Below are 15,540 nucleotides of genomic sequence, written 5' to 3' on the forward strand. Positions count from 1 at the left end.
GTCACCCAGCCACCTCCTCGCTTGACCTATGCCCCGGGTCGCTGCGCTCCTGCCCGCCGGAAGGGGTGATCCGCCCCAGGTAGTAGTCGTCGTCGGTGGCTCCCGGTGCCATGGCGTGTGGCGGGGGGCGCATCCCAGGCTGCAGTGGTGCCAGCAGTTTGTCTTTGCCGTAGATCAGGTCGGAGCGGTTGTCGTCGGCCATTTCGTAGACGTTGGTCATGGTGAGCGCACGGGTGGGACAGGCCTCGATGCACAGTCCGCAGCCGATGCAGCGCAGGTAGTTGATCTGGTAAACCCGCCCATAGCGTTCGCCCGGGGAAAAGCGCTCATCCTCGGTGTTGTCCGCACCTTCGACGTAGATGGCGTCGGCAGGACACGCCCAGGCGCACAGTTCGCAGCCGATGCACTTCTCTAGCCCGTCGGGATAGCGGTTGAGCTGGTGGCGGCCGTGATAGCGCGGTGCGACCGGTCCGGGCTTCTCGGGATACTCCTCGGTGATGGGAGGTTTGAACATCGTCCCGAACGTCACGCCGAAACCCTTGATCGCATCGAGGAAGTTAGGCATCGGCTGTCTCCTTGCGTGATGCCGCCGTGCCGGGCAGCGGGGGTATCGGGAATGCCCGGGCATCCGCCGGTGGCGGTGGTGGCACGGTCTTGCGTTGGATGAGCCTGTGCCGCAGGGCGTTCGCCGCGAGCAGGACGAGTAACAGCGCAGCCGCCGCGATCACATTGGGAATGATGCCGACGTGGCCGGTGGTGTGCAGGATGGCCACGATCATGATCCAGACCAGCGAGACCGGGATGAGCAGCTTCCAGCCGAGTGCCATGAACTGGTCGTAGCGCAGCCGGGGCAAGGTGGCACGCAGCCACATGAAGATGAACAGGAAAGTCCACACTTTGGCCACGAACCAGATCAGCGGCCACCATCCGGTGTTGGCGCCGTCGATCAGGCTGATCGGCCACGGGGCATGCCAGCCACCGAGGAACAAGGTGGTGGCCAGAGCGGAGACGGTGGTCATGTTCACGTACTCGGCGAGCATGAACATCGCAAACTTCAGCGAGGAGTATTCGGTGTGAAAACCGCCCACCAGTTCGCCTTCGGCCTCAGGCAGGTCGAACGGGGCCCGGTTGGTTTCCCCGACCATTGACGTCACATACACCGCGAACGACGGCAGGAGCAGGAAGATGTACCAGGTGTGTTCCTGGGCGGCCACGATCCCCGACGTGGACATGGTGCCGGCGTAGAGGAACACCGCAGCGAATGACAGCGCCATGGCGATCTCATAGGAGATCACCTGCGCGCTTGAGCGCAACCCACCCAACAAGGGGTAGGTGGAGCCCGAGGACCAGCCCGCCAGCACGATGCCGTACACCCCGATCGAGGTGACCGCCAAGATGTAGAGCACCGCGACCGGGAGATCGGTGAGCTGCAACGGAGTCCGGTGCCCGAAGACCGAGACCACCGGACCCAGGGGAATCACCGCGAAGGCCAAGATCGCCGGGACCACCGAGATGACCGGGGCCATCAGATAGATGGGCTTGTCCACCCCGGTTGGCGTCAGCCCCTCCTTGAGGGCGAGTTTGATGCCGTCGGCCAGGGATTGCAGGATGCCCCACGGTCCGACCCGGTTGGGCCCGTACCGCATCTGCATGCGGCCCAGAATCTTGCGTTCGAGCAGGATCGCCACCAACACGGTAAGCAACAGGAAGGCGAAGACGGCGACCGCTTTAACGATGATCAGCCACCACGGATCCAGGCCGAACACCGTCATATCCGGAGGGATCATGCGCCGCTCCTCCTCATCGCTTCGCTCTGCATCGTCGCCGGCGGCCTCATGCGGTCCCCTCCCGCTCGATGCACACCACGGCACCCGTGGTGACTCCGAGTTGCTCGTGCACCGCGCTACCGGGTGAGTTCAGCGGCAGCCACACCACGCCATCGATCATGTCGGTGACAATCAGCGGCAGACTGATCGCGCCGCGGCCGGTCGACACGGTGACCACATCCCCGTCGGCCGCCCCGATCCCGGCTGCCGAAGCGGCAGACAACCGCACCACCGCTGGCCGCGCGGTGCCAGCCAGGTACGGCTCACCGTCTTGTAACCGGCCGGAGTCCAACAACAATCGCCACCCCGCCAAGACCGCCTCGCCGCGCTCCAACGGTGGCAGCTCCTTCGGCGCGACGGATGGGGGAGCGGCGCGATCGCCGTCCCACCGTCCCAGCGTCGCGATCTCGGCGCGGGCGTCCTCGGCGGTGCGGAACCCCAGGTCCACACCGAGTTCGTCGGCCATGATCTGCAGCACCCGCAGATCGGGGAAGGAGTTGGCAGGCAGTGCGGGTTCGAAGGGACGAAACCGGCCTTCCCAGTTCAGGAATGACCCGGCCTTCTCGACGACGGGGGCGATCGGGAACACCACGTCAGCCAGAGCCGTCACCGTGGACTCACGCAGTTCGAGGCTCACCACGAAGCCGGTCGACTCGATGGCCGCCAATGTGGCGTGCGGCTCGGGCAGGTCGGTCGGGTCCAGCCCGCCGATGAGCAGCGCGTCGAGCTCCCCGTCGGCCGCGGCGGACAGGATTGCGGTGGTATCGCGGCCCGGCTCCGCGGGAAGATCGTCGACATGCCATGCGGTTGTGAGCTGTTGGCGCGCAACAGCATCAGCTACAGGCCGTGCACCGGGCAACAGGTTGGGCAGGCAACCGGTATCCACGGCACCGCGGTCACCGGCCCGGCGGGGGATCCAGGCCAGCCGCGCACCAGTTTGGTGGGCGAGTCGGGCCACCGCCGACAGCGCGCCGCGGCTGGTAGCCAGACGTTCCCCGGCCAGGATGACGGCCGAGGACGGCAGTTCGGTGGCCAGGCCGTCGAGGGCAGCGGCCTCCTGCCCGGGTTCGGTCGGCACCACCCGGGCGGCCAGCTTGACCGATCCCGGCGAGGCGAACGGCGCGATCGTCACCACGCGCAGGCCGTGCTTGCGGACCGCCTTGCGCAGCCGCAGGAAGATGATCGGCGACTCCTCCTCGGGCTCGAACCCGACCAACACCACCACCGGGGCGGCCTGCAGATCGGCGTAGCCCACGTCACAGCGGCCCGCCACCGCAGCGGCCAGAAAATCCTGTTCCTCCACCGAGTGCGGCCGAGAACGGAAGTCGATATCGTTGGTGCCCAACGCTATCCGGGCGAACTTAGCGTAGGCGTAGGCGTCCTCGACCCCGACCCGGCCGCCCACCAGCACACCGGTCCGCCCCGATGTCAGCCCGGCGGCCGCCACCGCGATGGCCTCCGACCAGGACGCCGAGCGCAACGCGCCGTTCTCGTCGCGCACCAGCGGGGTGGTGAGGCGATCGCCGACGCGGGTGTAGGTGAACGCCCAGCGGCCCTTGTCGCAGTTCCACTCCTCGTTGACGTCGGGGTCGTCACCGGCCAGTCGGCGCAGCACCACGCCGCGGCGATGATCGGTGCGCTGAGCGCACCCCGACGCGCAGTGCTCGCACACACTGGGACTGGACACCAGGTCGAACGGGCGGGCCCGAAAGCGATACGCGGCACCGGTCAGTGCCCCGACCGGACAGATCTGCACGGTGTTACCGCTGTAGTAGGAGTCGAACGGCTGGCCCGGGGCGATGCCCACCTGCTGCTGTGCACCACGCTCCAGCAGCGAGATGAACGGATCCCCGGCGATCTGCTCGGAAAACCTTGTGCAGCGGGCACACAACACGCAGCGCTCCCGGTCCAGCAGGACCTCAGTGGACAGGTTGATCGGCTTGGGGAAGGTGCGTTTGATATCGGTGAAGCGCGTTTCGACCCGGCCGTTGGACATCGCCTGGTTCTGCAGCGGGCATTCACCGCCCTTGTCGCATACCGGGCAATCCAGCGGATGGTTGATCAGCAACAGTTCCATCACGCCGTGCTGGGCTTGGTCGGCGGCCTCGGAGGTGTATTGGGTGCGGACCACCATGCCTTCGGTCACCGTCGTGGTGCAGCTGGCCATCGGCTTGCGCTGGCCTTCCACCTCGACCAGACATTGCCGGCACGCCCCGACCGGATCCAGCAGCGGATGGTCACAGAACCGCGGGATCTGCACCCCCATCAATTCCGCGGCGCGAATCACCAGTGTGCCCTTGGGCACGGCGACGTCGACATCATCGATGACGAGATTGACCATCTCCACTGCGGGAGCTGCCGATGAGTCTGTATCTGAGGTCTGTGTCATCAGGCTCCCACGCCCTCCGGTGCGGCCAGCATCGAGGCGTACGGGTCGAACGGACAGCTGCCGCTCAGGTGAGCCTCGTATTCGGCGCGGAAATACTTGATCGACGAGATGATCGGCGAGGCGGCGCCATCACCCAACGCGCAGAACGATTTTCCGAAGATGGTGTCGGAGATGTCGAGCAGTTTGCCGATGTCCTCTTCGGTGCCGCGGCCGGTCTCGAGCCGTTCGTAGATCTGACTGAGCCAGTACGTCCCTTCGCGACACGGTGTGCACTTGCCACACGATTCGTGAGCATAGAACTGGGTCCAGCGCCGTACGGCACGCACCACACAGGTGGTTTCGTCGAAGATCTGCAAGGCCTTGGTGCCCAGCATCGACCCGACCGAGGCCATGCCTTCGTAATCCAATGGCACGTCGAGGTGTTCGGTCGTCAACAATGGGGTCGACGAGCCACCAGGGGTCCAGAACTTCAGTTCATGACCGGCGCGGACTCCGCCGGCGTACTCCAGCAACTCGCGCAGGGTGATGCCCAACGGCGCCTCGTACTGTCCGGGGTTGGTGACATGCCCCGATAGCGAATAGAGCGTGAAGCCAGGGGATTTCTCCGAACCCATGGACTTGAACCAGTCCACGCCGCCCAGCAGGATTGGCGGCACGCTGGCGATGGACTCGACGTTGTTCACCACAGTTGGGCAGGCATACAGTCCGGCGACGGCCGGAAACGGCGGACGCAGCCGGGGCTGGCCGCGGCGGCCTTCCAGCGAGTCCAGTAGCGCGGTCTCCTCACCACAGATGTAGGCACCCGCGCCGGCGTGCACGATGAGGTCCAGATCAAAACCCGAGCCCTGGATATCGGTGCCCAGATAGCCCGCCGCGTACGCTTCGGCCACCGCGGCCTGCAGTCGCCGGAGCACCGGCACCACTTCACCGCGCACATAGATGAAGGCGTGGCGGGCCCGGATGGCGTATGCGGCGATGATGGCGCCCTCAACCAGGAAATGGGGTGTGGTCAGAATCAGCGGAATGTCTTTGCAGGTGCCGGGTTCCGACTCATCGGCGTTGACCACCAGATACTTCGGCTTGGCGCCGGCCCCGGTCGCATCCTGCGGGATGAACGACCATTTGGTGCCGGTCGGAAAACCCGCCCCGCCGCGCCCGCGTAACCCGGACTCCTTGACCGTGGCGATGACGTCATCGGGTTTCATGCTCAGCGCAGTGCGCAACGCCTGATAACCATCATGGCGCACATAGGTTTCCAGCGTCCACGGTTCGGGCTCGTCCCAGAACCGGCTCAGCACCGGTGTCAGCGGGGTCGCAGGCGTCATGACCCCTCGCTTTCTCCGAACCGGGGTGCTGACATGCCGAGCTCGCGGGCCACCCGCAGACCGGCCAACGTCGCCCCGCCGGGTGCGCCGCCGCCGGGTGCGCTGTCCGCGGATAGCCCGGCCAGTGTTCGCGCGGTGTCCCGGAACGAGCAGACTTGGGCGCCGCGGGTGGCGTGCGGGACCCCACCGGAGCGGATCTGATCGACGAGTTGGCGGGCAGTGGTAGGGGTTTGGTTGTCGAAGAACTCCCAATTGACCATGATGACGGGGGCGTAATCACACGCGGCGTTGCACTCGATGTGCTCAAGCGTGATGCGTCCGTCGCTGGTGCTGTCCCCGGCATGGACACCGAGTTCGGTCTCCAGGACGTCCAGGATGGCGTCACCGCCCATGATGGCGCACAGCGTGTTGGTGCACACTCCGACCAGGTACTCGCCGGTTGGGGTGCGGCGGTACATCGAGTAGAAGGTGGCCACAGCAGCCACCTCGGCATCGGTCAGATCGAGTTGCCGCGCGCAGAAGGCGATTCCGGCTCCCGTGACATAGCCGTCCTCGGATTGAACCAGATGCAGCAGGGGCAGCAGCGCGGAGCGGGCCTGCGGGTAACGAGCGATGATCAGCGCCGCATCAGCGACCAGGCGTTGTTCCACCTCAGCTGGATAGCTGGTCGGACCGCCGATGGGCGGTCCGGGTTCGTCGGGCCGCGGGCCTAACACCAGATCGATGCTCACCTGTCGACACCTCCCATGACCGGATCGATGGACGCGACGGCAGCGATGACGTCGGCGACCATGCCGCCCTCGGACATCGCGGCCACCGCCTGCAGATTGGTGAAGCTCGGGTCTCGGTAGTGCACCCGGTACGGGCGGGTGCCGCCGTCGGAGACCATGTGCACCCCGAGCTCGCCACGCGGGGACTCCACCGCGATGTACACCTGGCCGGCAGGCACCCGGAAGCCCTCGGTGACCAATTTGAAGTGGTGGATCAGGCCCTCCATCGAAGTGCCCATGATCTTGGCGATATGCGCGGGGGAGTTGCCGAGCCCGTCGGGGCCAAGTTGCAGGTCGGCCGGCCAGGCCAGCTTCTTGTCATTGATCATCACCGGGCCCGGCTCCAGCCGCTCCAAACACTGGGTGACGATGCGTAGCGACTGGTGCATTTCGCCGACCCGGATCAGATACCGGCCATAGCAATCCGCTCCGGTGTCGGTGACGACGTCGAAATCATAAGTCTCATAGCCACAATAGGGTTGGGTCTTGCGCAGGTCATGCGGCAGGCCGGTGGAGCGCAATACCGGGCCGGTGATACCCAGCGCCATACAGCCGGTCAGATCCAGATAACCGATTCCCTGGGTGCGGGCTTTCCAGATGTAGTTCTGCGTCAACAGGTCTTCGAGTTCTCGCAATCGTCCGGGCAGAGTCTTGAGCAGGTTCCGCACTCGGTCTTCGCCGTCGTCGGGGAGGTCGGCGGCCAGTCCGCCGGGACGGATGTAGGCGTTGTTCATCCGCAGGCCGGTGATCGCCTCGAACACACTCAAGATGAGTTCCCGTTCGCGGAACCCGAAGAACATCGGCGTCATCGCCCCGAGTTCCATTCCACCGGTGGCCAACGCCACCAAATGACTGGAGATACGGTTGAGTTCCATCAGCATCACCCGAACCACGCTGGCCCTGGCCGGGACGTCGTCGGTGATGTCCAGAAGTTGTTCCACGCCAAGGCAGTAGGCGGTCTCGTTGAAGAACGGTGACAGATAGTCCATCCGGGTCACAAATGTGACGCCCTGAGTCCAGGTTCGATACTCCAGGTTCTTCTCGATCCCGGTGTGCAAAAATCCGATGCCGCACCGGGCTTCGGTGACCGTCTCGCCCTCGATCTCCAGGATCAACCGCAACACCCCGTGCGTCGAGGGGTGCTGTGGGCCCATGTTCACCACGATCCGTTCGCCGGCCTCGCCCTTGCGGGCCGCGGCGACGATTTCCTCCCAGTCCTGGCCGCCCAGGACGATGACGTTCTCTTCGGTACTCATCAGTGATACGACCTGCGCTCGTCGGGCGGGGGGATCTGGGCGCCGTGGTACTCGACCGGGACGCCACCCAGCGGGTAGTCCTTGCGCTGTGGGTGGCCCACCCAGTCGTCGGGCATCTCGATGCGGGTCAAACCGGGATGCCCGTCGAAGACGATGCCGAAGAAGTCGTAGGTCTCCCGCTCATGCCAGTCAGAAGTCGGATACACCGAAAACAGCGACGGCATATGCGGATCGGCGTCCGGACAGGCCACCTCGACCTGCACCCGCCGGTTGTGGGTGATCGACATCAACGGGTAGAACGCATGCAGTTCCCGGCCGCTGTCGTCCGGGTAATGCACACCCGATACACCACAACACAATTCGAATCGCAGACGCTCGTCATCACGCAGGGCCTGTGCGACGGCCGGCAGATGGTCACGGCGGATCTCCAGGGTCAGTTGGCCTCGGAAAACGACGACGCGTTCGACGGCGGCACTGAACGCATCCGGGCCCAACACTTCGGCCAGCCGGTCGACGAGTTCGTCAAAATAGCCGCCGTAGGGGCGCGGAGTGCTGCCGGGTAATGCGACTTCACGGACCAGTCGGCCGTACCCGGAGGTGTCGCCTGTGCCGTTGATGCCGAACATGCCGTGGCGAACACCGATGCGTTCCTCGCCGTTCGGGTCTTGCCCTCCGGTTACATTTCCCGGGTCGCTTCGCTCCTGCCCTCCGGTTCCATTTCCCGGGTCGCTTCGCTCCTGCCCTCCGGTCACCGCAGCAGCCCCTTCAGTTCCAGGGTGGTAGGGGCGGCCAGCGCTGCTTTTTCAGCCGCCGCGATGGCCTCCGCGCGGTGCACGCCCAGCGGCATCTCGGCGATCTTGGCGTGCAAGGCCAGGATCGCGTTCAGCAACATTTCGGGACGCGGCGGACACCCGGGGAGATAAATATCCACCGGCACCACGTGATCGACGCCCTGGACCACGGCGTAGTTGTTGAACATCCCGCCGCTGGAGGCGCACACCCCCATGGCCAACACCCATTTCGGCTCGGCCATCTGGTCATAGACCTGTCGCAGCACCGGGGCCATCTTCTGGCTCACGCGACCGGCCACGATCATCAGATCCGCCTGCCGCGGGGTGGCCGAAAACCGTTCCATGCCAAACCGGGCGATATCAAACCGCGGCGAAGCGGTGGCCATCATCTCGATGGCACAGCAGGCCAACCCGAACGTCGCCGGCCACAGCGACCCTTTGCGGACAAACCCGGCGACCTTTTCCACCGTCGACAACAGGATGCCGCCCGGCAGCTGCTCCTCTAATCCCATTCCAGGCCACCCCGGCGCCACACATACCCGTACGCCACGAACACCGTGCCCATGAATATCAGCATCTCTACCAGCGCGAATGTCCCCAACGCGTCAAACGAGACCGCCCATGGATAGAGGAACACGATCTCGATGTCGAACACGATGAACAACATCGCGGTCAGGTAGTACTTGATCGGGAACCGCTGACCGGCCGACTCCCCGGCCACCGGTTCGATCCCGCACTCGTAGGCCTCCAACTTGGCTCGGTTGAATCGCCGGGGGCCGATCACCAATGCGATCACCACCGACACGATCGCGAACCCCGCCGCGATCACCCCCAACACCAAGATGGGTGTGTAGAGACTCATAGGGCTGTGTCACTCCTCGCTTGGGCTGGAGATGTGAGCTACGACACAGCCTAGCGATCTTGAGACCTGCTGTCGCGATTTCGTTAGGATGGCTCGAAGAGCTGAACGCGGCCCCATCTCCCCCCGAGAGGGCAAGGGCGACAGCCTATTTGGCGTTTTAAATCACTGCGCTGGAGCGCGTAGCAAACCAACGACCGCGTCGCCCAGCCGGATCGGGTCGATCGGCTGCGGGACCGCTGCCTCCGCGCGCGACCAGTTGGCCAGCCACGCATCGTCGGGCCGGCCGGTCAGGACCAGCACCGGCGGGCAGTCGTCGATCTCGTCTTTGAGTTGTTTGGCAATGCCCATCCCGCCGACTGGGGCCGCCTCACCGTCGAGGATCACCAGATCGAATCCGCCGGCGTCCATCAGCTGAATCACCATGGGGCCGGTGGCGACGTCGGTGTAGGTCAGCTCCGGCAGTTCGGGATGGACGCGCTTGCCCAGTGCCAGGCGCACCTGCTCCCGGGTGCGGGCATTGCTGCTATACACCAGAACGTGCAGGGGCTGTGCACCGGAGCGAGACACGCCGCCGATGCTACTGCGAAAACGCCTGCCGCCTAGGGCGTTCGGCAGGTTCTATCAGGCCTTGGCAAAGACGACGTCGGCAAGCAGCGTGGTGGTTGCCGGCATCATCCCGGCCATATTGCCGCTTACGCCGAGTTTCGTGCGGTCGATCGTCGTCTGCGTCCGCAGGTGCACTGTGCCGTCGCCCAGCTGGTCGACGGTGACCGGCACGGACAGTGGCTCGGTCGTGCCCCGCACGGTCAGGGTGGCGCGCGCCGTGGCGGTGTTCGTGCCGGTGGCGTCCAGCCCCGTCACCTCGACGCGGATCACCGGATTCTGCTCGACGTCGAAGAAGTCGGCCGAGCGCAGGTGATCGTCGCGTTTCTTGATTCCGGTCTTCAGTGACGCCGCCCCGATGACGAGCTCGCCGGAGACCCCTCCGTTCGCAGTGATCTGGCCGGCACCGCGTACATCGGTGAACTCGCCGGTGACGGTTGCCAGGCCCCAGAATGTCTTGTTCTTGAACCGCACCGAGGACTGGGCGGGCACCAATTGCCATTGCCCGGCTGCGGTGGGGTCTGCCAGTAATGCCTGAACCGCCGTCATCCGATCTCCTTTTCCCAAGAACCCTTAGAGCAGCGGCGCCAAGTCGGCGGGATCGAGGTATTCGTCGATCCGCCTCATGAGGCCGTCGTCTCCAATCTTCACCACCAGGCATACCCGCAGGGCCAGCTGTTCACCACCGGCGGTGGTGCAATGCAGGATGTGCTGCTGTACGAAGCCGCCCTCGAACACCTGCCGGTCGAGCACTTCGTAGCGGCGATCGGTGGTGGCACCGACGTACCACCGGATCACCTTGCCTGCGCGCGCCTTGTCATTGTCACGCTCGTCGCCCTGGTGCCACACCGTGATGTCGTCGGACCACAGTGCTGTCACCGCCTCGACGTCGCCTGCTGCGATGGCGGCGAACAGCCGATCGGCAGCGTCGACGATCTGGTCGTGGGCGATCATCAGCGCGTCCCTTCGTCGGGTCGGTCGTATCCGGGATGGGCGATGGCCAACCGGTGACGGACCAAGGCTCGCAGGCTGGCCGTGATGTCGCCCGCGTGGTCGTCGAGGTCGCCGGCGCGGATCGCGGCGGCCAGGGCGTCTTCGTCGGGGAAGCCGAGTTGCCCCAGTGCGGCCAGCGGTTCGGCGGAGGTCTCGTCGAGCAGCTCCCGTTCGACGGTGCGCAGCACGTTGGCGGCGACGAGGGCATGGAAATTGACCGACCCAGTGGTGTTGGCCCTGACATCGCCCTCGAGGAATTCGGCGACGGCGGCGACCAGTTCGGCGGCCGTGGGCCGTCCGTTCAGCCCGGTCATGATGCCCCCTCCAGCAGGTCGAGGAGATCCCATTCGGTCTCGCAGACCCGCCGCCCGATCGCCGCGAGCTCGACCGAGCGGGTTTGGCCGCTCAGGTGACGTTCGGCCTGGAACCGGCAGATCACCCCCCAGCGCAGGGTGGCGACCACCAGCCACCAGCGCAGCGCCGCGCGGTCGACGCTGGCGCCACCGGCGTCCTCGTAGGCCGCGACGAAGTCGTCGATGCTGCCCAGACCGCCGGCGGCCATACTGGCCGGGGCACCGAAACGCCAGGCCCGGATGCAGAACCAGGCGAGGTCTTCATAGATTTCGCCGATATGGACCAGCTCCCAGTCCAGCACGGCCGCCAGGTCCGAGCCGTCCACGATCAGGTTGCCCATCCGGAAGTCCCCATGTACCAGCCGCAGGGGTGACGGCGGCGGCCGATGCTCCGTGAGCCACCGGAATGCCCACTCGAATGTCGCTGTGGTGTCGCCCATTTCGTCGAGGCGTTGCCGCCACTGCGCCAGGTCGTCCTGCTGGGCGAGACCGGGAGCGTCGGCTGCGCCGCGATGGATCGCGGCCAGCGCCTGGGCACACTGGCGCAGCAGCTTGGCCCGACCATTGTCATCGAGTTGGCGTTGAATGCGCCGGACGATGGTCTCACCGGTGATCTCGTTGCAGATCAGGAACGGATTGCCCAGTATCTCAACGGAATCAGAGGCGATCAGCACATCGGGCACCGCAGCGCCGGCCGCGGCGGCGGCCTTCTGGACGGCCGCCTCCAACTCCATGCCGGCGTGCACATCGTCGGGCGGCCCGGTGCGCAGGATCAGCGCGCGCCGCTGCGATCCGGTCACTGCGTCGAAGGCCCACGTGGTGCGGCTGGCGCCACCGGTCAGCGCGCGCAGGTTGTCGATTTCGGTGGCCGAACCGAGGAGGGGGCGCAGCAGCCCGGCCAGATCGGCGGATAGCGTCTGGGTGGCCACGTCAGTGGGCCGGCTTGCCGAACTTGAACATCCGTTGGGCCACCCGGCGCATCTGAATCTCCTCGGCTCCCTCGGTGATCCGGTAGCGGCGGTGGTGGCGATAGATGTGCTCGAAAGGCTCATGACGGCTGTAGCCGATGCCGCCGTGCACCTGCATGGCCCGGTCGGCCGCCTCGCACACCAGCCGATTGGCACGGTAGTTGGCCATCGACACCTTGTCGGACACCTCGAGGTGATGGTTGCGATCGAGTTCCCAGGCCGCGTAACGGACCAGCAGCCGAACCATTTGCGCCTCGGTCTGCAGTTCGACCAATGGCCACTGCACCGCCTGGTTGACCGAAAGTGGCTTACCGAACGTCACCCGCCTGCCCGCGTAATCCACCGCGCGGTCGATACAGTACTGGGCGGCGCCAAGGCTGCTGGCCGCTTGTCGAATCCGGTTCTCGTGCAGGAACGTCTGCGCGACTTGCAGCCCGTGATCGAGCTCGCCGAGCACCGCGTCGGCGGGCACTCGCACGTCGCGCAGTTCGACCTCAGCGTGGTCGGTGGGCATATTGAACGTCCACCAGTAGAACGGCACCTCGAAGCCCTTGGTATCGCAGGGGACCAGGAAGGCGGTGATGCCGCGGGCCTGGCCGGGCTCACCGGAGGTGCGGGCGAACACCAGATCGTGGGTGGCTCGGTGGACGCCGGTGTTCCAGCGTTTGGATCCGTTGATCAGCCAGTCCCCCCTTCCCGCACCGTCGCGCACTGCTGTGGTTTCCAGCCAGGTGGCGTCCGAGCCGTGGTCGGGTTCGGTGAGGCCGAACGCCATCGACCGCTTGCCGGTCAGCATCGCCTCGATCCACTCGCTCTTCTGTGCGTCGGTGCCGAACCGGTCCATCATGATGACCTGCGGGAAGTTACCGACGATCGACGATTCGTCCTGAAGGTCGTTGTGCAGTCCAAGCCCCTTGTGTGCCAAGTGCTCCCGGATCACAGCCATGTCCAGATTGCTGCCATCACGGCCGCCGAACTTCGATGGCAGCCCGTAACGCAGCCAGCCCGCCGCATCAGCGCGGCGGCGCATCTCGTCGAGCAGGTCCTCCCATTCCCGGCGCGGGATACCACCGTTCTCGACGTCCGTGCGGGCGAACTCGCGACGCTGGTCGAAATATTGCATGTGCTCACGCTCGAGCGGTTTGATCTCGGCCTCGATGAACGCGTCCATTTCCGCTAGCAGTGCCGGAAGGTGTTCGGGCAGAGTGAAATCCACGTTGATCTCCTTGCGTGTTAGAAACCGTAGAGCGTTTTCTTCCAGATGGTGGACAGGGTCGTGATGGCTTCGCTGTCCGACAGTCGCAGGCCGAGGCCGGCGCTGTCGGGACGCAGGCACACGGTGGTGAACTGCTCGAATAGCAGCGCGATCGCCAGCGCGGTGTGTTCAGGCTGCAGGCCGACCGCGTAGCCCTGTTCCTGGGCGCGTATCACCGATGCGGAGACGATGTCGATACCGAACTGGCGGAACTGATTCTGCAGGCCGGCAAATCGGGGCTCGGTGGCGGCGAGTTGATCCACCGCAACCATGACCCCGATGCTCTGCTTGAACATGTCCCAATAGGCGGTGACGACGGTGACGAAAAACCGGGTGTCGTCTGGGGATTCAGCCAGATGCAGGCGCAGGCCCGACGGCAGCACGACCTCGTGCAGGAAGGAGTCGGCCAGCGCGGCCAGCAGATCCTCTTTGTCGGTGTAGTAGCGATAGAAGACGGCCGGTGACCTACCGGCCGCCGAGGTGATGTCCACCAGCGTGGTTCCGTGAAAGCCTCGCTCGGCGAACAGTTTCCGGGCCGCATCTTCGATCGCCTGCCGGGTTTGACGACCTTTGGAGGTCAGTGCGCGCGGGCCGTCGCTGGCCCCGTCCGCTTTGTGCGAACGGCTGGACGGTTCCATGGTTGGCTCCCGTGTTTGCCGGCGAGAAAACTAAACCTGACGTTACTTTTTGTTCTGATGGTTGGCAAGACCATCACGGTCGGGTCATGCTGCTCGATCTGACGCAACGCTGGTGGATGCGGTTCGAGGTTCCTGGCAACGGTTCTTAACACCGTTGAGTAGGCTTGTCGGGTCGGGGAGGCTCTTGAACAGACTGGAGCTGCGCAAACATACAGCCAACATCGAAGGCCCTTCCCTTGTTACCAGCAGCGAGCACTACATCAGCCCTAAAGCCGCACTTCGAGGACGTTCAGTCCCATTACGACCTCTCCGACGACTTCTTTCAGCTCTTCCTCGACCCGACACGGACGTACAGTTGCGCATTCTTCGAGCACGACGATATGACGCTCCAGGAAGCGCAACTCGCGAAGATCGACTTGTCGCTGAGCAAACTTGGCCTGGAACCCGGAATGACCCTGCTGGACGTCGGCTGCGGTTGGGGTGCCACGATGCGCCGGGCGATCGAGAAATACGACGTCAACGTCGTCGGGCTGACGCTGAGCCGTAACCAGCAGGCACATGTGGAACGAGCCTTCGCCGAGATGGATACCAGCCGGGCCCGCCGGGTCTTGTTACAGGGTTGGGAGCAGTTCACCGAACCGGTGGACCGGATCGTGTCCATCGGGGCCTTCGAACACTTCGGGGCAGATCGCTACGACGCTTTCTTCGATTTTGCTTATGATGTGTTACCCGCAGACGGCGTGATGATGCTGCACACCATCGTGCAGATCCGGCGGGCCGACATGGAGGCCCGTGGGCTGCCCATCACGATGAGCCTGTTGAGATTCTTCAAGTTCCTTTCGGTGGAGATATTTCCCGGGGGCCATCTGCCGACCGCGGACCTGGTTGTGGAGCTTTCCGGAAAAGCTGGCTTCACAACCGATCTCGTGCAACCGCTGCAGCAGCACTACGCCAAGACCCTCGACTTCTGGGCGGCGGCGCTGGAATCGCGCCGGGACGAGGCCATTGCGATCCAGTCCGAAGAGGTCTACGACCGCTACATGAAGTATCTGACGGGGTGCGCGAACCTGTTCCGTGACAGCTACACCGACGTCTGCCAGTTCACTCTGACGAAGTAGCGCGCCGGCCGGCTCAGCACTGGCTCGCGCGCCACTTGTCCAGGGCTCGGCGCTCGCGTTTGGTCGGACGGCCCGCCCCGCGATCGCGGGCTGCCAGCGGCACCGCTGATGCCGGTGGCGGAGCGGGTGTTCGGTCCAGGTAACAGGTGGCGGCATCGACCGCTCCGACCCGCTTCTGGATGACCCGGACTACCTCGACAATCCGCGTTGTGTCGCCCACCCGGGCGCGCACCTCATCACCGGGCGACACCACCGTGGCGGGCTTGGCCACTCGATCGTTGACTCGTACGTGCCCACCCCGGCATGCCGCGGCTGCGTCCGGCCGGGTCTTCGTCAGCCGGACCGCCCATAACCACCGATCCACGCGGGTCGAGTCCATGAAGTCCAGCCGAT

The 15,540-nt window shown here is 65.2% G+C and carries 18 protein-coding genes; 1 reads left to right on the top strand and 17 read right to left on the bottom strand.

Features of this window, described 5'->3' with window-relative positions; genetic code table 11:
* Window position 1 precedes the first annotated feature (1 nt).
* The 16 genes from nuoI to G6N38_RS19535 all read right to left on the bottom strand — a co-directional run bounded on the left by nuoI (window position 2) and on the right by G6N38_RS19535 (window position 14,029).
* The gene (gene nuoI, locus G6N38_RS19465) at window positions 2-565 is read right to left on the bottom strand and encodes an NADH-quinone oxidoreductase subunit NuoI (RefSeq protein WP_163749699.1); all 564 of its coding nucleotides are present in this window, start codon (window positions 563-565) and stop codon (window positions 2-4) included.
* The gene (nuoH, locus tag G6N38_RS19470; RefSeq protein ID WP_163749700.1) at window positions 558-1,787 is read right to left on the bottom strand and encodes an NADH-quinone oxidoreductase subunit NuoH; all 1,230 of its coding nucleotides are present in this window, start codon (window positions 1,785-1,787) and stop codon (window positions 558-560) included. The genes nuoI and nuoH overlap by 8 nt, the downstream gene beginning before the upstream one ends.
* A gap of 46 nt (window positions 1,788-1,833) precedes the next feature.
* Window positions 1,834-4,215, bottom strand: a complete 2,382-nt coding sequence (locus G6N38_RS19475; protein WP_163749701.1) for an NADH-quinone oxidoreductase subunit G — start codon at window positions 4,213-4,215, stop codon at window positions 1,834-1,836.
* Window positions 4,215-5,540: an NADH-quinone oxidoreductase subunit NuoF gene (gene nuoF, locus G6N38_RS19480; RefSeq protein WP_163749702.1), complete on the bottom strand. Its 1,326-nt coding sequence runs from the start codon at window positions 5,538-5,540 to the stop codon at window positions 4,215-4,217. The genes G6N38_RS19475 and nuoF overlap by 1 nt, the downstream gene beginning before the upstream one ends.
* A complete protein-coding gene (nuoE, locus tag G6N38_RS19485) occupies window positions 5,537-6,271 on the bottom strand; it encodes an NADH-quinone oxidoreductase subunit NuoE (protein ID WP_163749703.1) in 735 nt (244 codons plus the stop codon). The genes nuoF and nuoE overlap by 4 nt, the downstream gene beginning before the upstream one ends.
* Window positions 6,268-7,566, bottom strand: a complete 1,299-nt coding sequence (gene nuoD / locus G6N38_RS19490; protein WP_163749704.1) for an NADH dehydrogenase (quinone) subunit D — start codon at window positions 7,564-7,566, stop codon at window positions 6,268-6,270. Before nuoD ends, nuoE begins: the two co-directional genes overlap by 4 nt.
* Complete coding sequence (locus G6N38_RS19495; RefSeq protein ID WP_246228050.1) at window positions 7,566-8,192, bottom strand: NADH-quinone oxidoreductase subunit C; 627 nt, start codon at window positions 8,190-8,192, stop codon at window positions 7,566-7,568. The genes nuoD and G6N38_RS19495 overlap by 1 nt, the downstream gene beginning before the upstream one ends.
* Before the next feature lie 122 nt (window positions 8,193-8,314).
* Window positions 8,315-8,869: a NuoB/complex I 20 kDa subunit family protein gene (locus G6N38_RS19500; RefSeq protein WP_163749705.1), complete on the bottom strand. Its 555-nt coding sequence runs from the start codon at window positions 8,867-8,869 to the stop codon at window positions 8,315-8,317.
* Complete coding sequence (locus G6N38_RS19505) at window positions 8,860-9,219, bottom strand: NADH-quinone oxidoreductase subunit A (protein ID WP_163749706.1); 360 nt, start codon at window positions 9,217-9,219, stop codon at window positions 8,860-8,862. Before G6N38_RS19505 ends, G6N38_RS19500 begins: the two co-directional genes overlap by 10 nt.
* Window positions 9,220-9,381: 162 nt before the next feature.
* Entirely contained in the window at window positions 9,382-9,786 is a 405-nt protein-coding gene (locus G6N38_RS19510) for an Rv3143 family two-component system response regulator (protein ID WP_163749707.1), read from the bottom strand.
* Window positions 9,787-9,840: 54 nt separating this feature from the next.
* Window positions 9,841-10,371 (bottom strand): YceI family protein, encoded by a 531-nt coding sequence (locus G6N38_RS19515; protein ID WP_163749708.1) that lies wholly within the window; start codon window positions 10,369-10,371, stop codon window positions 9,841-9,843.
* A gap of 24 nt (window positions 10,372-10,395) precedes the next feature.
* Window positions 10,396-10,776, bottom strand: coding sequence for a nuclear transport factor 2 family protein (locus G6N38_RS19520; protein ID WP_163749709.1), 381 nt, complete (start codon window positions 10,774-10,776; stop codon window positions 10,396-10,398).
* The gene (locus tag G6N38_RS30260) at window positions 10,776-11,129 is read right to left on the bottom strand and encodes a DUF6285 domain-containing protein (protein ID WP_170314135.1); all 354 of its coding nucleotides are present in this window, start codon (window positions 11,127-11,129) and stop codon (window positions 10,776-10,778) included. The genes G6N38_RS19520 and G6N38_RS30260 overlap by 1 nt, the downstream gene beginning before the upstream one ends.
* Complete coding sequence (locus G6N38_RS19525) at window positions 11,126-12,097, bottom strand: phosphotransferase family protein (protein ID WP_170314136.1); 972 nt, start codon at window positions 12,095-12,097, stop codon at window positions 11,126-11,128. Before G6N38_RS19525 ends, G6N38_RS30260 begins: the two co-directional genes overlap by 4 nt.
* Window position 12,098: 1 nt before the next feature.
* Window positions 12,099-13,352: an acyl-CoA dehydrogenase family protein gene (locus G6N38_RS19530; protein WP_163749710.1), complete on the bottom strand. Its 1,254-nt coding sequence runs from the start codon at window positions 13,350-13,352 to the stop codon at window positions 12,099-12,101.
* Window positions 13,353-13,369: 17 nt separating this feature from the next.
* Entirely contained in the window at window positions 13,370-14,029 is a 660-nt protein-coding gene (locus G6N38_RS19535) for a TetR/AcrR family transcriptional regulator (protein ID WP_163749711.1), read from the bottom strand.
* 236 nt (window positions 14,030-14,265) lie between these two features.
* Here G6N38_RS19535 and G6N38_RS19540 point away from each other — a divergent pair, with 236 nt between their 5' ends.
* Window positions 14,266-15,147, top strand: coding sequence for a cyclopropane mycolic acid synthase family methyltransferase (locus G6N38_RS19540; RefSeq protein WP_163749712.1), 882 nt, complete (start codon window positions 14,266-14,268; stop codon window positions 15,145-15,147).
* Between the two features lie 13 nt (window positions 15,148-15,160).
* Here G6N38_RS19540 and G6N38_RS19545 read toward each other — a convergent pair whose 3' ends face one another.
* Entirely contained in the window at window positions 15,161-15,526 is a 366-nt protein-coding gene (locus G6N38_RS19545) for an Hsp15 family ribosome-associated heat shock protein (protein WP_163749713.1), read from the bottom strand.
* Window positions 15,527-15,540 lie beyond the last annotated feature (14 nt).

Origin of the sequence: Mycolicibacterium helvum (assembly GCF_010731895.1) — a bacterium.
Classification (GTDB): domain Bacteria; phylum Actinomycetota; class Actinomycetes; order Mycobacteriales; family Mycobacteriaceae; genus Mycobacterium; species Mycobacterium helvum.